Below are 16,579 nucleotides of genomic sequence, written 5' to 3'. Positions count from 1 at the left end.
GATGCGACTTGATAAGTTTGTTTGCAAAAGCACCGCATTAACCCGCGCAGAGGCGATCTCGCAGATTCAGCAGGGAAGGGTATCGGTTAACGGTGCGGTTGAAGTTAGTGAACGCACACAGGTGCACGAGAATAACCGCATCACGCTTGTCGGTGCGCAGCTGACGCCCCGGCCTTTTCGCTATATGTTGCTGCATAAACCAGCCAATACCGTCTGCTCTAACGTGGATGAAGCTTACCCGTCACTTTTTAACGGCAGTGGGATTCCCGATACTGAGGCGTTGCATGTGGCGGGTCGTCTCGATGCCGACACCACAGGTCTGGTACTGATTACCGATGATGGTCGCTGGTCGTTTGAGATTATCCGCCCGGACCGGCTATGTGAAAAAGTCTACCGCGTAGGCTTGTCGAGACCGATACATGCCGGTGTGGCAGAACGCTTTGCTACGGGTCTTCTCCTGCAGGGGGAGGCAAAGCCAACCCAGCCCGCAAAGCTTGAGATTGTTAATCCCAGGGAGGTTCTTCTGACGATTACTGAGGGGCGTTACCATCAGGTAAAGCGCATGTTTGCAGCGGTAGGTAACCGGGTGCGATCTTTGCACCGGGCGCAGATCGGAGCTGTCCGCCTGGATGTCAGCGAGGGGCAGTGGCGTTACCTGACCCCCGATGAGGTGCGCTCATTCGGAGATCAGGACACTGCTACAGGCGCTGCGGCTGTTACGCCCGCTTAACGAATTTAGCGGTGACCATCATGTCGCCCGCGCCGTCCAGACGGCAATCCAGCTCATGGTCTTTACCATCGACGATGCGCTTAATCAGACCCTTGGTTCCGATCTTCAGCACCATAGAACTGCCTTTCACTTTAAGGTCTTTGATCAGGGTGATTTTGTCACCCGCATTCAGTTGAGTTCCGTTGGCGTCTTTTGCTGTTGGAGAATCATCTTCCGGCTGTTCTGAGGGATTCCACTCATGGGCGCATTCCGGGCAGATCAGAAGTTCCTGATCCTGATAGACAAATTCAGAGTTACATTTCGGGCATGGAGGCAGGGACATAAGCGACTTCTTCTTCCGGATAACGAATTAAATAACAAGGCGGGGCATATTAATAAGGCGACAGAGGCTTGGCAAGGGGAGGTCTGCTGCCGTAGGTTGTGCCGCTGACAGATGAAGCTGCATGGCCTTATCAGGTAAACTGCCCTGATGAATCTTTGCCCGGTATCTGATTTGTTATGAGATTACACCCTGCCCGCCAGCGTTTAACTGATTTTGCTTCTGTGGTGCACACCCATCATCATCTGATGGTTTATATGGAAAAGCCTCATCAGGTATTAAGTTCAGCGGTATTGAATGGAGGCTTGCAGTGGGTTAACGGAGTTCTGAATCTGCGTGTACCCAAGCATACAGATCAGTATGAACCCGCTGAATTAACCCTTACCCGATATGGGGAAGCGCACGGTATAACGGGGACTCTGGTCGGTATGATGACAGCGGCCTCAATGGACTCTTACCGCCTGGCCCGGCGATCTGCCGATGGCATTGAGATTGTCGTTCTAACCACGGCAGGGCTGGCGAATGCCCGGTGTGCGGGGGACAGAGCTGAGTATCGTCGCATGGTTTCTGAACCGGAAGAAATAGGCACCATCAATATTATCCTGCTGACCAATGCCTGCCTGACTCAGGCGGCTCTGGTGGAGGCGGTTATGATGGTGACCGAAGCCAAGGCCACCGCCTTGCAGAGTGCAGCGGTGCTAAGCCCTGTTTCAGGAAAGATCGCAACCGGCACAGGTACAGATTCCGTCGCGCTGGTGAATGGTTTTGGCCCCGAGGTTAAGTTTTGCGGTAAGCATGTACTCTTTGGCGAGCTTTTAGCCGAAGCGGTGGTTGAAGCCGTCTCCGGTGCGATTAGCTGGGAAAGAGCCACCTATGGCGGCCAGTTATAAAGGCTGAATACCCGCTTTTTATCATAACTGTATATAAATACAGTGCATTTTGATTTAAGCTTCAGATCGAAATTTTAACGGTTATCAGGCTGACTCATATCAGGGCAAATAATGCGGCAAGTGCTAAGACGTAAGATTATTCAGGTGTGTGATAAGAAGATGCAACAGAAAGGTGAGGCGGTGGGGGTTTCCTTCTACGCGTTCTTCGCCAACAAAAATGACGACCCGGAAGCCCTGATGGAAGCGGCAACCTGGTGGATTCAGACCCACCGGCTGGATCATTTCGAAAAAGCCGTGAAGATCCGGCAGATGGTGCTGGATGGGGTTTAAGGCCGAAACCGGAAAGCGGTTCGATCTATTAAGCGCTATACCGGTGCAGCTTATTTAGATAAGCTGCAAATTCAATATGTTATTGAAGTTTGGTGCCGGTCACGGAAAGGAATGGACATCATATGCTCTTAAGGTAAAGAGCAGAATTTTAAGAAACGCGTATGCGTTTGGCAGTGAGGCCGGAAGATCAGAAAATGGATTTCTCTTTTAATCAAACACCTTGCTTCATTTTTTTTCGATATATTGAATCGGAAAAAACTTATGCCTAATATTGATATGTCATGAGAATAGGAGTTGGCTTGCATGCCGTTCGGAAAATCAATTCGTATATTTTTGCCTGAAGCAACGGTTACTGGTATTCGGCATGCGGAAATCATCAATCGAACTGGACAGGCAATCGCATGCCCAAGAAGTCGTCTCGATGAATTAAAAGAATGGCCAGAGACGGCTAAGCCTGGTGTGTATTTCTTATTCGAGGCAAGATTGGGTGATTCAAAGCCTATGGCATATATTGGAGAATCCGAGAGTGTTGCCGAACGGCTGCTCTCGCATGATCGCAAGAAGGACTTTTGGAATGAAGCTGTCATTTTTTCAAATAAAGATGATAACTTGAGCAAATCGCATATTAAATATTTAGAATCAAGGCTTGAGTCGCTGGCTAAAGAATCTGACCGGTATGAGCTGGAGAATGGAAACACTCCTACACAATCGAGTTTGTCACGTTCTGAACGTGAAGCTATGGAAGAGTTGCTTGAAGACATTCGATTATTTCTTGGAACCTTGGGTTATCCCATTTTGGAACCTCTAATTCAGTCCTCGTCTACCCAGCCGAAAATTGTTCCAACTGCTACCGCTGAAAACCTCGCATACGGTGAACTAAAGTTTTCTGTACGTAATGTTAGTGCCTTGGGACTTCAAACTGATGAGGGTTTTGTTCTGAAAAAGAACTCGACAGCTTCTAAGACAAACACGGATAGTCTTAGTACCAGGCTCGTGAAGCTAAAGGAGCAGTTAATTGCTGATGGGCGGTTAGTAATTGAGGGTGACCATCTACGTTTAACTAAAGACATTCTTATGAGTTCATCAAGCTATGCTGCTGCGCTTATAGCGGGAACCTCAAGGAGTGGACCGCAAAGCTGGTATTCTGAAGATGGACGATCTCTCAAGGAGTTGGAAGATAAGGCTGTAGAAAGCTCACAATAGCTATTTAGTAAATCTTGTAGCAAATACAGAGGCCCCTTTCGATACCAATAATAATGTTTGGTTGATTCGCCTAGCTAATAACCCTTCAACAGAAAGCCCGGTAAACAAACCTGTTTACCGGGCTTTTGTCATTACAAAGAAGAGTGCTTAGATCGCTCTTGCGATCTGCTCCATCTGTTGGCCTGCACTGGCCATAGAGGCGCTTTGCTGGCTGATCTGCTGGGTTTCATCCCGGAGTATGACAACGGCTTCCGCAAGATGCCCCATGTTGTCGTTAACTTCGACCATGGTTGCTTGCTGCTGCTCCGTTGCACTGGCGATCTGCAGGTTCATCTGCTCCAGCTGAGATACGGCCTGCTGGATGTCTGTTAGCGCTTGTTCAGCCTCTTTTGAGCGTTCTACAGTTTCTACCGCTTCTTTGGCTCCGGCATCCATGGTGCCGATGGCATGAACAATCAGTTCACGCAGTTCCTGAATCACGCTTTGAGTTTTCTCTGTCGATTTGCGGGTCTGCTCAGATAGCGTACGGACTTCATCGGCAACGACAGCAAAGCCCCGTCCGTGCTCTCCTGCACGGGCAGCTTCAATGGCGGCATTCAGGGCCAGCAGGTTGGTCTGCTCGGCGATACCGGTAATGCTATCCAGCACCTCTCCAATCTGCTCACTGGAATGGTGGAGCTGCTGCAACTCCTGTGCAGCGGCACTAATGCGGTCAGAAAGAGACGCGATCTGTTTCTGGTTATGCATCAGGGCATTGTGGCCTTTGCTCGCTTGCTCTTTTACCCGGATACTTTCGTCGGATGCCTGTTGAGCGCTTTGTGCTACCCCTTCAAAGGTATTGGTCAGTTGGTTAGCCGCTGAAGCCACCTGATCCATCTCCTGGGCCTGGGCTGCAACTTGCTGGTTCAGTGTTGACCCTGTGTTTTCCAGTGCATGGGATGCTTGGGTCAGGTCTCCGGCAATGCCGATAATCCGGTCTACCGATTGCCCGAGTTTTTCCATAAATCGGTTAAAACTAACCGTAACCGCCTGAATTTCGCGGGGGCCAGATGCTTTAAGACGGGCATTAATACCGCTGTCATCACTGGTGACGATCTCCATGGCGTTAACTAGGCGCTGAATGGGCTTAGCAAGAGAAAGGCTTGCCATAACAACCAGGCCAATAATAATGACCAAAACAGCCAGCATGATAATCACAAGCAGGGTTGAAAGACGGTTTGCTGTGGCATATAACTCCGCCGTAGGAACCGATACACCAAAGGTCCATCCCGGCGTATTTTTGATAGGGGAGAAGATCATCGTTACGGGTTCACCCTGAATATTAAGGATGTCACCGGTGCCTTTTTCACCTGCAATCATGCGCTTGCCATGCTGATCAAGGCCTGTGAAGCCTTCTTTGTCCGCATTGGTTACATTGATGTTCATGCGAGCTTTTTCTGAAGGGTGAGCAACAAGTAAGCCTGTTCCATCAACAATCCAGGCATAGCTGCCGTCTGTGAGGTCAATATTCTCGGTGATCTGGCTCAGCATCTCTAAGGTGACAGTGATTGCCAGAAGCCCTGCGATCTTGCCATTTTCGTCTCTGACGGATTTTGCAATGACAGAGACAGGTTTTTTCGTGGCCTTGGAAACAATCGGGTTGGTCAGAATAAGTTCTTCTTTGCCGCTCAGCAGATCTTGTACATATTGTCGTTCATTCAGGTTGGCTTGCCCGGTTTTACCATTTTTGGCCAGATAAGTTGCCTGAGCCTGGGTATCAACGAAAAAAATCATTTCTGCCAGTTTGATCTCTTTCAGGTTGCCGGAGAACCACTTCTGTATCGCCTGTTCCCGCCGCTCAGATGAGAGCATAGGGGTTGATGCCAGCATAGAAACTTCTTCCTGTAAGCCAGCCAGGATAGCACTGACCTCTGCGGCATGCCCTTCAACGACCTGTTCGCCGGAATGTAGCATAATATCTGATGTCTCAGACTTGATTTCGCTATAGATCCAGAATGTGAGGCCGCACATCAATATAATGATTGGCAACATAACGGTCAGTAACATTTGCGTCAGTAAAGGGGTTCCTGAGGCGGTGGGTATTCCTTGAGCGCTCATAGCGGCTATCTCCTTGGCTGTTGCTTGGAATTATTATTTTGGTGCAGTTCCTTTATTGCGTACAAACGACCTCTTTTATACGCAGGCAAAGTGCTTAATGATCCTTTGTAACATTAAGTAATAGTATTGGAATAGAGGTCTTAAAACCAGGGTTTTGTTAGGGGTTCTCGCTGCGAACAAAGACGGCTTCTACAACGGAGACCTTGTTGTCTGCAAGATTGGCCATTACGTTTTTGCCCATGGTTAAAAAACGCTCGCCAAAAATAATGCCGGGGTTCAAAGGGGAGGCCGCCTGGGTTGAACCTTGCTGATTATTACCGGCCTCCCGTTGAGTATGTTTCTTGCGCCATGTCAGCGCTGTTTCGGTGACATCCGTAAAACGCTCAAGTCTAAAACCGGCGCTGGCAAAGAGTGCGATTAACTCATCTTTATCCGGAAGGTGACTATGGCTAATGTCAGATGCCCAGGGAACGGGCAGCTTTATGGGCTCTTTGTTGCTACCGGCAATAACTTCATGCAGCAGGAAGCTGCCGCCGGGTTTCAGACTATCGGCAAGGGTTTTCAGAAGCGTCGTCTTATCGGGAATATTGATTAGGGTGTGTTGGCTGATGATAACGTCCTGGCTGCCTGTCTGAACCTGGGCATCACAGGCGTCGGCACAGATTACCTGAATATTATTAAGGGACATCCGTTGGTTGATCGCCTGATGAGCTTCACAAAAATCAGGGGTTATATCGATGGCGGTTATATGGCAGGGGAGTGTTTCTGTGATAAGTCGTGCGGTTCCTCCCAGTCCGGAGCCGATCTCCAGTATGTGGCAGCCGGCTTTCAGGTCAACCTGGTGGAGCAAGGCCTGGGTGGCCTGGCGCCCCCCGATATGCAGTTGATCAATAGGGGCCAGCAGGTTGCTGTTAAGCTGAGTGTCAGGGTCTATATCTGATTGAGTCAGAGTGTCTTCAATCTTCTGCCAGAGCGTTTCGTTGGGTTGGTAATGTTGCGTAATACTGCTCATGGGGTGCTCCTGTAACGATCTGAACAGGTTTATTTCTGGATAAGTAAAAGAAAAGCGGCTCTTTTATTCAAGAGCCGCTTTTGAGCCGAAAAGCTCCAATTACAAGCTTCTCTGTTAGCAGGGATCTCCCTGTCGGGCAGAAAACAGATTAGTCTTCCAGGCCCAGCTCTTCTGTACTGATTTCACGCATTTTGAACTTCTGGATCTTACCGGTCACTGTCATCGGGAAGTCCCGTGTGATTTTGAAATAGCGAGGTACTTTAAAGTGAGCGATTTTACCTTTACAGAACTCACGGATCTCTTCTTCAGACAGGTCTTTACCCTCATGAAGAGAAACCCAGGCCATCACCTCTTCACCGTACTTCTGATCCGGTACACCGATCACCTGAACATCACTGACATCCGGGTGAGTGTAGAGAAACTCTTCAATCTCGCGAGGGTAGATGTTCTCGCCGCCGCGGATGATCATGTCTTTGATCCGCCCTGTGATAGCGACATAGCCTTCTTCATCCATCTCCGCCAGATCACCTGTGTGCATCCAGCCGTTTTCGATGGACTTAGCGGTGGCATCGTCATTGTTCCAGTAGCCCAGCATAACACTGTAGCCGCGGGTGCAAAGCTCACCTTTTTCGCCACGCTCAACCACGTTACCGGTTTCCGGGTCCACCAGTTTTACTTCAAGATGAGGGTGAATGGTGCCCACGGTGGAGACGCGTTTTTCAATGGGAGCATCCATCTTCGTCTGGAAGCTCACCGGGCTGGTTTCAGTCATGCCGTAGCAGATGGTCACATCTTTCATGTGCATCTTGGCGATCACTTTCTTCATTACTCCGATGGGGCAGATGGAGCCCGCCATAATACCGGTGCGCAGAGTACTGAGATCAAATGAGTCAAACTCAGGGTGCTCAAGCTCGGCGATAAACATGGTGGGCACGCCGTACAGGGCTGTTGCTTTCTCTTCAGCAACGGCCTGCAGTGTTGTTACCGGGTCAAAACCTTCTGCCGGATAGATCATGGTTGCACCATGAGTAATGCAGCCCAGATTACCCATCACCATGCCAAAGCAGTGATAAAGAGGAACCGGAATAACCATGCGATCCTGATCGGTCAGATCCATGCCGCGGGCCACAAAGTAGCCGTTATTCAGAATATTGTGATGACTTAGGGTAGCTCCCTTGGGCGCGCCTGTAGTACCGGACGTGTACTGAATGTTGATGGGATCGTCGAACTGCAGTGTGGCCTGTAGCTCCCGAAGTTCAGCATCGGTGGTTTTGTCGTGCATGGACATCAGGTCAGACCATGTCCACATACCTTCGGTAGCCAGATCTTCGTCCAGGCAAACAACACGCTTAAGTTGAGGCAGTTTTTCTGATCTGAATTGAGACGCCACACTGTCACGCAGCTCAGGGGCCAGCTCACAGATCATGTTAACGTAATGGGACACTTTAAATTCACCCTGAAGAATCAGAGTGCTGGCACCGGATTGTTTCAGTGCGTACTCCAGTTCGTGGGTGCGATAGCTGGGGTTGATATTCACTAGAATGGCACCGATCTTAGCGGTGGCAAACTGCGTAATACACCATTCAGCACAGTTGGGTGCCCAGATACCGACCCGTTCACCTTTTTCAACACCCATATGCAGCAGTGCTTTGGCGCAGCGATCAACTTCAGTCTGAAGTTCTGTGTAGCTGTAGCGTAGTCCCTGATGACGGGAGATCAGGGCATCATTGTTTGGGTGCTTGGCAACGGTTTCATCAAAAAGGTCACCAATGGTTTTTCCAATCAGAGGCATATCGCTGATGCCGCTAACGTAGCTCATTGCTTTTGTAGTCATAACCCACCTTTTAGGTTGATTTTATTGTTGTTTTAACGGGAGCATTTCTGTTCCGAAGTCTTAAGTACCTGCCGGATATTTATTCTTATTAACCGGCAGTCACTGAAAAAATGTATAAGGCTGACTGACTTAATGTTTACCGATCACAGTACGGTATTACCAGGCACCGACTTGCTTAGGTGAACCTGTTCCTGAGCATATAGGCTTTACTCAGCGCAGATCGTCAGGATTGCGTTTTCTTGCTTAATACCTCATCCAGTGCTTTCTGGCAGCGATCCTGAACCAGGTTTAGCTCAGTCTGGACGCGCTGAATATCCTGTAATTGCTGATCAAGCTCCGCTTTCTTTTCACCGAGAATGCCCAGTATCAGGTTAAGCTGCTTCTCATCGCCTTCCAGAGTGGTGTCATACAGGTCAAATAGCTCTTTGGTTTCAGCAAGGCTGAAACCAAGACGTTTACCCCTGAGTGTCAGCATCAGGCGTACCCGGTCTTTTTCACTGTAAATTCGGGTCTGACCATTACGGGTAGGCGAGATCAATCCCTGCTGTTCGTAAAAACGAATGGTGCGGGTGGTGATATCGAACTCTTTTGACAGCTCGCTAATGCCGTATGTTTTTTTAGTAATTCTGCTTTGTAAGGTCATATCTATGGGCCGTCAGTGTGTCTGCCTGTCTCTCAGGCTAACTCTATCCAAAGTTTACGTTTACGTAAAGGTGAAAACAAGCGGTCATCGCAGAAATTGATTTTAACGCTGCCAGGCGGAGTAAGGTACGCTGTTTCGCGGACAAAGCATTGCGATGAACCTTTCAAATTAACTATCTGAAATTGTGGGTTATTTTAACAAAAAAGCCACTGGCACAATATGTGACCCTGTACCGGCGCAATATATGACTCTGTACCGGCACGGCATGTGGCATCTATTAAGATGCATGTGCTTTTGTGGGTGGCGCTGCGCTTCTTAACGTTTTGCTGGATTTTAATAAATCAGTGGCGCTGTTTGCGCCGGTATTGAGTTGGTGCGATACCCATCACCTTCTTAAACAGGCGGGAAAAATAATAACTATCTTCATAACCAAGGCTGTAGCTGATCTCTGAAATGCTTTGCTGGGTGATATCCAGCAAATAACAGGCCCGCTCTATTTTCAGGTGCAGAAAATGCTGAATCGGTGTCATTCCGGTCAGCTCTTTGTACTTATTCACAAAATGGAATTTTGACAGATTGACCGCCTTGGCGATGGTGTCGAGGTCAAGCCGGGTATGCAGGTTTTCCTGCATCAGGGCATGCACGGTGTCCAGGTTAAGTTGGCTGCTGCGAGCACTGGCTGTTGCCGGCTGTAGAAGCGCAATATAAGACAGGATCTGTCGGATTAGATTGGCGGCATAGACGGATGTGTTGACGTTGTAGCCGCCGGTTCGACAATCAATAAGATGGTCAAAGTCCTGGATAAGTTTGGGGTGTGTGCCAAATTTCTGCAGGTAATTGTCTTTTATAAAACCTGCATGTTCTGCAGCAAGATGGCAATCTTCCCCCTTAAGGTGTAACCAGTAAATACTCCAGGGGTCGTCATCTTTTGTTTTGTATTCATGGTCTGTACCGGGCGGAAGAAGCAATATATCTCCGGCAGAGACCTCATAATCCTGATCTTTGAGCCGGAGGTCGGCGCTGCCTTTGATGCAGTAGATAAGCAGGAAATCATCATGATCCTGCCGCTGCATCTGGTGCCCCAGTGCCTCTTTATAGTTGCCGAAGGAAATGGGGTATAGCCCACAGCTCAGTGGATGTTTGCGCAACTTATCACGAAGAAATTGAGGAACGAGATAGCGAATGCTACCCGAGGGGAGTGGCCAGTCTGAGGTTTGCGACATTAGTCGGACTCCGGGTGCATAAGGGGTTGTAAACAGCAATATAGTCCATTAAGTGGGCAATTTAGTCAATCCTTGGCCGCTAAGGCCTGTGCTAGTTTAGTTATATCCAAGCAACCGCTAGGTTTGTCCTGAGACTTAAAAGCTCTGATAAGGCTGAACAGAAGTGGGCAAAATGCTAATAACAGCCAGGGTGCGATCATCGTGATCTGGTACCTGACAACAATAAAACCGGTTAACCGGACAGAAAGGTGACATATATGAGTTCAACAAAAAGAGTCCCGTTGTTTATTGATGGTGAGTTTGTTCAGAGTCAGTCTGACAACTTTATGCCCGTAACCAACCCTGCGACCCAGGAAGTGCTTTGCGAAGTACCTTTTGCCACGCAAAGTGAAATGGAAGCTGCGTACGAAAGTGCACGAGCTGCCTTCGAAACCTGGAAAGAAACACCGATTTCTGAACGTGCCCGTGTCATGATGCGCTATCAGGCGCTGCTGAAAGAACATCACGATGAGATTGCTGAGATCCTGAGCTCTGAGACTGGTAAAACCTTTGAAGATGCTAAGGGTGATCTGTGGCGTGGTATTGAAGTTGTTGAGCATGCGGCAAACATCCCCAGTCTGATGATGGGTGAAACCGTAGAAAACGTTGCCCGTGAAATCGACACTTACAGCTATATTCAGCCTCTGGGCGTGTGCGCCGGTATTACGCCGTTTAACTTCCCGGCGATGATTCCGCTGTGGATGTACCCGATGGCGATCGCTTCCGGTAATACCTTTATTCTGAAGCCGTCTGAACAGGATCCGCTAACACCGACCCGCCTGGCAGAGTTGTTTGTAGAAGCTGGTGCGCCTAAAGGTGTTCTGCAGGTGATTCATGGCGGTAAAGAGCAGGTGGACTTCCTGCTGCATCACCCGGATATTCGTGCGATCTCCTTTGTAGGTTCTGTGCCGGTTGGTCAGTACATCTACAAAACCGGTACCGATAACATGAAGCGTGTACAAAGTTTCGCCGGTGCTAAAAACCATATGGTTGTGATGCCGGATGCGGCTAAGCAGCGCGTCATTAACAATATTGCGGGTGCTTCTGTAGGTGCTGCGGGTCAACGCTGCATGGCGATCTCGGTAACGGTTCTGGTGGGCGAAGCCCGTGAATGGAAGCATGAGATTAAAGAAGCGCTGATGCAGGCCCGTCCGGGTGCCTGGGATGATCCGGCTGCCAGCTATGGCCCGGTAATCAGCCCTCAGGCTAAAGAACGTATCAACGGCCTGATCCAGAAGGGTGTTGATGAAGGTGCAGAACTGTTGCTGGACGGCCGTGATGTGACGGTTGAAGGTTATCCGGATGGTAACTGGGTTGGCCCAACTCTGTTTGCTGGTGTTAAGCCTGAAATGACGATCTACCAGGATGAGATCTTCGGCCCGGTATTATGTCTGGTGGAGGTTGATACTCTGGATGAAGCGATTGAGCTGATCAATAACTCGCCATACGGTAACGGTACTTCAATGTTTACTGCTTCCGGTGCTGCTGCACGTAAATTCCAGCATGAAATCGAAGTGGGTCAGGTGGGTATTAACATTCCTATCCCTGTGCCACTGCCATTCTTCTCCTTCACCGGTTGGAAAGGTTCTTTCTACGGGGATCAGCATGCTTATGGTAAGCAGGCAGTACGTTTCTATACCGAAACCAAGACAGTGACTGCACGCTGGTTTAACGAAGATATTGAATCCGGCCCTAACTTCTCGATTAATCTGAAGTAACCGGTATCAGGAAACAGAGGGAACTGCCCTTTCCTCTGTTTTCTGCTTCTGTCCATGCCTTGATGCCGGGTTTTAATCCTGTTGCATTACAGGGTGGATTCTCTATATTGTTGTGAAGTTGACGTTAACGTCACTTTTTTAAAGACTGATTATGTCACAGGTGTTTCTTGAGATGTGTTTCCACGAAAACCGTTGAGATATAAGCAGGTTTTAGAAAAATGATACAGGCTCTCCAGTCAGAACAAGCAAAGACAGTTTAATAAAACAACAAAGACAGCCAATGGTATGAATTATGGATTTTAATCTTTCAGAAGATCAGATCGCCTTTCGGGATGCTGCGCGATCTTTTGCTCAGAATGAGATGGCCCCCCATGCAGCCCAATGGGATGCGGAGCATATCTTCCCCGTTGATGTGATTAAAAAAGCCGGTGAAATGGGCTTTTGCGGTATCTATGTACCGGAAGAAGCGGGTGGTATGGGCTTAAGTCGCCTGGATGCCAGCGTGATTGTCGAAGAGTTGGCCATGGGCTGCACGTCAACCACGGCGTATATCACCATTCATAATATGGCTACCTGGATGATCGCAAGTTTTGCGGCGGATGATCTGCGTGATGAGTTTGCCCCGGCCATGGCGATGGGTGAAAAACTGGGTTCATACTGCCTGACGGAGCCCGGTGCCGGCTCTGACGCGGGTGCACTACGTACATCAGCCCGCCGCGATGGTGATGACTATATTCTGAATGGCAGCAAGATGTTTATCTCCGGCGCAGGCAGTACCGATGTTTTGGTGGTGATGGCCCGCACCGGTACCCAGGAAGATGGCCCAAAAGGTATTTCGGCGTTTGTTGTGCCTGCGGATGCCGATGGGGTTCATTATGGTAAAGCGGAAGAGAAAATGGGCTGGAACAGTCAGCCAACCCGCCTGATCACCTTTGAAGATGTACGCGTTCCTGCCCGTAATATTCTGGGCAAAGAAGGTGATGGTTTTAAAATCGCTATGAAAGGATTGGATGGAGGCCGTATCAATATCGCCACCTGTTCATTGGGTGCTGCACAGGCTGCTGTCAATGACACCCAGCGCTATATGCAGGAACGTGAACAGTTCGGTAAGCCTCTGGCAAGTTTTCAGGCACTGCAGTTTAAGCTGGCGGATATGGTGACTCAGCTGGTGGCATCCCGTCAGATGGTACGTCTGGCGGCGTCCAAGCTGGATGAAAAAGACGGAGAGGCGACACTCTACTGCGCCATGGCAAAACGCTTTGCCACCGATGCCTGTTTTGATGTGACCAATGATGCGATTCAGCTGCACGGTGGTTACGGCTATATCAAGGAATACCCTCTGGAGCGCTATATGCGCGATGCACGCGTGCATCAGATTCTGGAAGGGACTAATGAAATTATGCGCTTAATTATTTCACGCCGCGTCATGATGGACGGCGTGCTGGAGGTCATTCGATGAGCAATTCAAACGTTAAATCGACAACTGAAAAACTGCTGCTGGACGTTCAGGGTAATACAGCGATCCTGACCATCAATAACCCTCCGGCGAACACCTGGGATGATGAGTCGCTGCCGGCGCTGAAAAAACTGATTGAAGACCTGAATGCAGATCTTGATATCTATGCTCTGGTGGTGACGGGTCAGGGTGACAAGTTTTTCTCCGCCGGTGCAGACCTGAACAAGTTCGCCGATGGCGATAAAGCCGTTGCCCGCCATATGGCTCGCATCTTCGGTGAAGCCTTTGAGACGCTGCAGGCATTCCGTGGTGTGTCTATTGCCGCAATCAACGGCTATGCCATGGGCGGCGGTCTGGAATGTGCCCTGGCCTGTGATATCCGTATTGCAGAAGCGCAGGCGCAGATGGCGTTGCCGGAAGCAGCTGTGGGGCTGCTGCCTTGTGCTGGTGGTACTCAGAATCTGTCCTGGTTGGTAGGCGAGGGCTGGGCGAAGCGCATGATTTTGTGCGGCGAGCGTGTCACCGCTGAAAAAGCTGAGAAAATCGGTCTGGTTGAAGAGGTGGTTGGCAAGGGTGAGGCTCTGGCAACGGCTATTGCGCTGGCCGAGAAGGTTGCCAAACAAAGCCCGGTTGCGGTGAGTGCCTGTAAAACACTGGTGCATAACGCCCGTGGCAATAACTCGCTGGCGGTGGGTTGTATGCAGGAACGGGAGCTGTTTGTTGATCTGTTCCACACTCAGGATCAGAAAGAGGGTGTTAACGCTTTTCTGGAAAAGCGTAAGCCGGAATGGAAGAACGCATAATGTTCCCGAAAGGAGCTTGTAATGTCTGATAACACGTTGAATTCAGCAAGCCCGGTTATCTTTGAAGAGCTGGCTACCCAGGATGGGCATCTGATTGGCGTTGCCACTCTGAATGCACCTAAAGCCCTGAATGCACTGAGCCTTGAGATGATCGAGGCGATGTATCCGCAGTTTCTTGCCTGGCAGGATAACGAACAGATTAAGGCGGTCTGGCTGCAGGGTGCCGGTGATAAGGCATTTTGTGCCGGTGGCGATATTGTTCAGCTGTACAACTCCATGGTTGAGCACCCCGGTGGCCCGAACCCTTATGCGGAAAAATTTTTCACCGATGAGTACCGACTGGATCATCTGATTCACACCTACAGCAAGCCCTTTATCCTGTGGGGGAACGGTATTGTGATGGGTGGCGGTTTAGGGTTGATGGCGGGTGCCCGTCATCGTGTGGTGACCGAATCGGCTCGTATTGCGATGCCGGAGATCACCATCGGCCTCTATCCTGATGTGGGTGGCAGCTACTTTCTGAATCGTATGCCGGGTCGTACCGGTCTGTTTCTGGGTCTTACCGGGGCTAATATTAATGCAGCTGATGCCTTGTTTGTCGGCCTGGGTGATCGTTTTGTCACCCATGATCGTCGCGAAGCAACCTTTGATGCGCTAAAAGCGGCAGACTGGTCAGTTGATGCGGAAACGGTTGTTAATCAGATATTGCGTCAGCAGGAATCACAAAGTCTTGAATCCCTGCCAGCGTCGCCGGTGCGTGAGCACTTCGATCTGATTCAGCAGTTGACCGATGCCGATGATGTGGCAACGCTGGTTGCGCAGATTACAGAGGTGAAGACCGGTGATAAATGGCTGTCCCGTGCGGCTTCAACTCTGGCGGCGGGCTCGCCAACGGCGATGCACCTGATCGTTCGTCAATTGCAGGCGACCCGACAGATGTCTCTGGCCGAGGTGTTTCGTTGCGAACTGAATCTGTCGGTACAGGCGGCCTGCAAAGGTGAGTTTGCTGAAGGGATTCGTGCCTTGCTGATCGATAAAGATCGTGAGCCGAAATGGCACAGTTCTGATGTGGCTGAGGTAGAGGCGGAGTGGTTGGATAGCTTCTTTGAACCCCTGTGGCCAGAGGGGCAGCACCCGCTGAATGATCTTTAATCAGCACCCGTTATACGTTTTGTTGGCGGGGCAGTGCTGATGCGCTGTTCTGCCTGTAATACCGAGCTAACAGATTAAGAAATCTAACAATCAAAACAAGAACAAATGGAGATTAACAGATGGCTAAGATCGCATTTATCGGTTTAGGCAATATGGGTGGCCCTATGGCTGTGAATCTGGTTAAAGCCGGTCATGATGTGACGGTTTTTGATCTGGTTCCTGCTGCAGTTCAGGCTGCGGTTGCTGAAGGCGCTCAGTCTGCTGATTCCGCTGAGGCAGCGGCAACAAGTAAGGACTTTGTCATCTCTATGCTGCCGGCACAACAGCATGTTGAAGGTCTTTATATCGATCAGGCTGGCTTGCTGGATATTGTTGATAAAAATACAGTTATTATCGATTCAAGCACCATTGCCGCAGAATCTGCCCAACGTGTTGCTGCAGAGGCTGACAAGCGCGGTATTAAAATGGTAGATGCCCCGGTTTCCGGCGGTGTAGGTGGGGCTAAGGCCGGTACTCTGTCCTTTATCGTGGGTGGTTCAGCAGAGGCGTTTGAGCAGGTTAAGCCGATTCTGGAAGCGATGGGTAAGAATATCTTCCATGCAGGTGATTCCGGTGCCGGTCAGGTGGCTAAAGTCTGTAATAATATGCTGCTGGCGATTCTGATGGCGGGCACGACTGAAGCGATCGGCATGGGGGTTAAGAACGGCCTGGACCCTGCTGTACTGTCTGACATTATGTCAAAAAGCTCTGGTAATAACTGGGCTCTGCAGGTTTACAACCCTTATCCGGGTGTCATGGATACGGCTCCGGCATCCAATGACTACCAGGGTGGTTTTATGGTGGATCTGATGGCAAAAGATCTGGGCCTGGCATTTGATTCTGCAGTTAAATCCCGCTGTAGTATCCCTATGGGTTCCATGGCACGAAATCTGTTTGCGATGCATGCTGCAAATGGTAATGGTTCCCTGGACTTCTCAAGTATCCAGAAGATGTTTGCGGATCTGGACTGATACCCGCATATCCATAGCCTGCCTGTTTGAGAAACAGCAGGCTGTGAGTCGTTTTAATCAAGTAAGTAACAAAACCCCTTCAGTAAATAAAAATAAAGAAACTGCTGAGAACAGATCCAG

General features: G+C 49.7%; 15 protein-coding genes. 9 read left to right on the top strand and 6 right to left on the bottom strand.

Features of this window, described 5'->3' with window-relative positions; all coding sequences use genetic code 11:
• The first annotated feature begins 1 nt into the window (after position 1).
• Positions 2–730 carry a pseudouridine synthase gene (locus BTA35_RS05670; RefSeq protein WP_078318862.1) on the top strand — a complete coding sequence of 243 codons (729 nt, stop codon included), beginning with the start codon at positions 2–4 and terminating at the stop codon, positions 728–730.
• Here BTA35_RS05670 and BTA35_RS05665 read toward each other — a convergent pair.
• Positions 717–1,052 carry a zinc ribbon domain-containing protein YjdM gene (locus BTA35_RS05665; protein WP_078318861.1) on the bottom strand — a complete coding sequence of 112 codons (336 nt, stop codon included), beginning with the start codon at positions 1,050–1,052 and terminating at the stop codon, positions 717–719. The two genes, BTA35_RS05670 and BTA35_RS05665, sit on opposite strands and share 14 nt — an antisense overlap.
• A 176-nt stretch (positions 1,053–1,228) precedes the next feature.
• Between BTA35_RS05665 and BTA35_RS05660 the strand changes: the two genes are divergently transcribed.
• The 3 genes from BTA35_RS05660 to BTA35_RS05650 all read left to right on the top strand — a co-directional run bounded on the left by BTA35_RS05660 (position 1,229) and on the right by BTA35_RS05650 (position 3,472).
• The gene (locus BTA35_RS05660) at positions 1,229–1,939 is read left to right on the top strand and encodes an adenosylcobinamide amidohydrolase (RefSeq protein WP_078318860.1); all 711 of its coding nucleotides are present in this window, start codon (positions 1,229–1,231) and stop codon (positions 1,937–1,939) included.
• A gap of 159 nt (positions 1,940–2,098) precedes the next feature.
• Complete coding sequence (locus tag BTA35_RS05655) at positions 2,099–2,269, top strand: DUF6500 family protein (protein WP_338013000.1); 171 nt, start codon at positions 2,099–2,101, stop codon at positions 2,267–2,269.
• Positions 2,270–2,572: 303 nt separating this feature from the next.
• Positions 2,573–3,472 (top strand): GIY-YIG nuclease family protein, encoded by a 900-nt coding sequence (locus BTA35_RS05650; protein WP_078318858.1) that lies wholly within the window; start codon positions 2,573–2,575, stop codon positions 3,470–3,472.
• 147 nt (positions 3,473–3,619) lie between these two features.
• Here the strand turns inward: BTA35_RS05650 and BTA35_RS05645 are convergent, their stop codons facing one another.
• The 5 genes from BTA35_RS05645 to BTA35_RS05625 form a co-directional block, all read right to left on the bottom strand.
• On the bottom strand, positions 3,620–5,569 hold the full coding sequence (locus tag BTA35_RS05645; protein WP_078318857.1) for a methyl-accepting chemotaxis protein: 1,950 nt from the start codon (positions 5,567–5,569) through the stop codon (positions 3,620–3,622).
• 157 nt (positions 5,570–5,726) lie between these two features.
• The gene (locus BTA35_RS05640) at positions 5,727–6,581 is read right to left on the bottom strand and encodes a class I SAM-dependent methyltransferase (protein WP_078318856.1); all 855 of its coding nucleotides are present in this window, start codon (positions 6,579–6,581) and stop codon (positions 5,727–5,729) included.
• 148 nt (positions 6,582–6,729) lie between these two features.
• Entirely contained in the window at positions 6,730–8,415 is a 1,686-nt protein-coding gene (locus BTA35_RS05635; protein ID WP_078318855.1) for an AMP-binding protein, read from the bottom strand.
• A gap of 223 nt (positions 8,416–8,638) precedes the next feature.
• Complete coding sequence (locus BTA35_RS05630) at positions 8,639–9,058, bottom strand: MerR family transcriptional regulator (protein ID WP_078318854.1); 420 nt, start codon at positions 9,056–9,058, stop codon at positions 8,639–8,641.
• Between the two features lie 341 nt (positions 9,059–9,399).
• Entirely contained in the window at positions 9,400–10,281 is an 882-nt protein-coding gene (locus BTA35_RS05625; RefSeq protein ID WP_078318853.1) for an AraC family transcriptional regulator, read from the bottom strand.
• 257 nt (positions 10,282–10,538) lie between these two features.
• Between BTA35_RS05625 and BTA35_RS05620 the strand changes: the two genes are divergently transcribed.
• The 5 genes from BTA35_RS05620 to mmsB all read left to right on the top strand — a co-directional run bounded on the left by BTA35_RS05620 (position 10,539) and on the right by mmsB (position 16,459).
• On the top strand, positions 10,539–12,038 hold the full coding sequence (locus tag BTA35_RS05620; protein WP_078318852.1) for a CoA-acylating methylmalonate-semialdehyde dehydrogenase: 1,500 nt from the start codon (positions 10,539–10,541) through the stop codon (positions 12,036–12,038).
• Positions 12,039–12,330: 292 nt separating this feature from the next.
• The gene (locus tag BTA35_RS05615) at positions 12,331–13,497 is read left to right on the top strand and encodes an acyl-CoA dehydrogenase family protein (protein WP_078318851.1); all 1,167 of its coding nucleotides are present in this window, start codon (positions 12,331–12,333) and stop codon (positions 13,495–13,497) included.
• A complete protein-coding gene (locus BTA35_RS05610; protein ID WP_078318850.1) occupies positions 13,494–14,297 on the top strand; it encodes an enoyl-CoA hydratase in 804 nt (267 codons plus the stop codon). Before BTA35_RS05615 ends, BTA35_RS05610 begins: the two co-directional genes overlap by 4 nt.
• A gap of 21 nt (positions 14,298–14,318) precedes the next feature.
• Positions 14,319–15,449: an enoyl-CoA hydratase/isomerase family protein gene (locus BTA35_RS05605; RefSeq protein WP_078318849.1), complete on the top strand. Its 1,131-nt coding sequence runs from the start codon at positions 14,319–14,321 to the stop codon at positions 15,447–15,449.
• Between the two features lie 119 nt (positions 15,450–15,568).
• Positions 15,569–16,459, top strand: a complete 891-nt coding sequence (gene mmsB / locus BTA35_RS05600; protein ID WP_078318848.1) for a 3-hydroxyisobutyrate dehydrogenase — start codon at positions 15,569–15,571, stop codon at positions 16,457–16,459.
• The last annotated feature ends 120 nt before the right edge of the window (positions 16,460–16,579 follow it).

Source organism: Oceanospirillum linum, from assembly GCF_001995095.2.
GTDB lineage: Bacteria > Pseudomonadota > Gammaproteobacteria > Pseudomonadales > Halomonadaceae > Oceanospirillum > Oceanospirillum linum.
Note: the sequence above shows the minus strand (reverse complement) of the source record. Positions and strands in the feature narration are given on the sequence as shown.

Coding starts and splice junctions, on each gene's coding strand:
- BTA35_RS05605 (WP_078318849.1), top strand. CDS start 14,319: ATGTCTGATAACACGTTGAATTCAGCAAGCCCGGTTATCTTTGAAGAG.
- BTA35_RS05630 (WP_078318854.1), bottom strand. CDS start 9,058: ATGACCTTACAAAGCAGAATTACTAAAAAAACATACGGCATTAGCGAG.
- BTA35_RS05640 (WP_078318856.1), bottom strand. CDS start 6,581: ATGAGCAGTATTACGCAACATTACCAACCCAACGAAACGCTCTGGCAG.
- BTA35_RS05625 (WP_078318853.1), bottom strand. CDS start 10,281: ATGTCGCAAACCTCAGACTGGCCACTCCCCTCGGGTAGCATTCGCTAT.
- BTA35_RS05645 (WP_078318857.1), bottom strand. CDS start 5,569: ATGAGCGCTCAAGGAATACCCACCGCCTCAGGAACCCCTTTACTGACG.
- BTA35_RS05650 (WP_078318858.1), top strand. CDS start 2,573: ATGCCGTTCGGAAAATCAATTCGTATATTTTTGCCTGAAGCAACGGTT.
- BTA35_RS05655 (WP_338013000.1), top strand. CDS start 2,099: ATGCAACAGAAAGGTGAGGCGGTGGGGGTTTCCTTCTACGCGTTCTTC.
- BTA35_RS05635 (WP_078318855.1), bottom strand. CDS start 8,415: ATGACTACAAAAGCAATGAGCTACGTTAGCGGCATCAGCGATATGCCT.
- BTA35_RS05660 (WP_078318860.1), top strand. CDS start 1,229: ATGAGATTACACCCTGCCCGCCAGCGTTTAACTGATTTTGCTTCTGTG.
- BTA35_RS05665 (WP_078318861.1), bottom strand. CDS start 1,052: ATGTCCCTGCCTCCATGCCCGAAATGTAACTCTGAATTTGTCTATCAG.
- BTA35_RS05620 (WP_078318852.1), top strand. CDS start 10,539: ATGAGTTCAACAAAAAGAGTCCCGTTGTTTATTGATGGTGAGTTTGTT.
- BTA35_RS05670 (WP_078318862.1), top strand. CDS start 2: ATGCGACTTGATAAGTTTGTTTGCAAAAGCACCGCATTAACCCGCGCA.
- BTA35_RS05615 (WP_078318851.1), top strand. CDS start 12,331: ATGGATTTTAATCTTTCAGAAGATCAGATCGCCTTTCGGGATGCTGCG.
- BTA35_RS05610 (WP_078318850.1), top strand. CDS start 13,494: ATGAGCAATTCAAACGTTAAATCGACAACTGAAAAACTGCTGCTGGAC.
- mmsB (WP_078318848.1), top strand. CDS start 15,569: ATGGCTAAGATCGCATTTATCGGTTTAGGCAATATGGGTGGCCCTATG.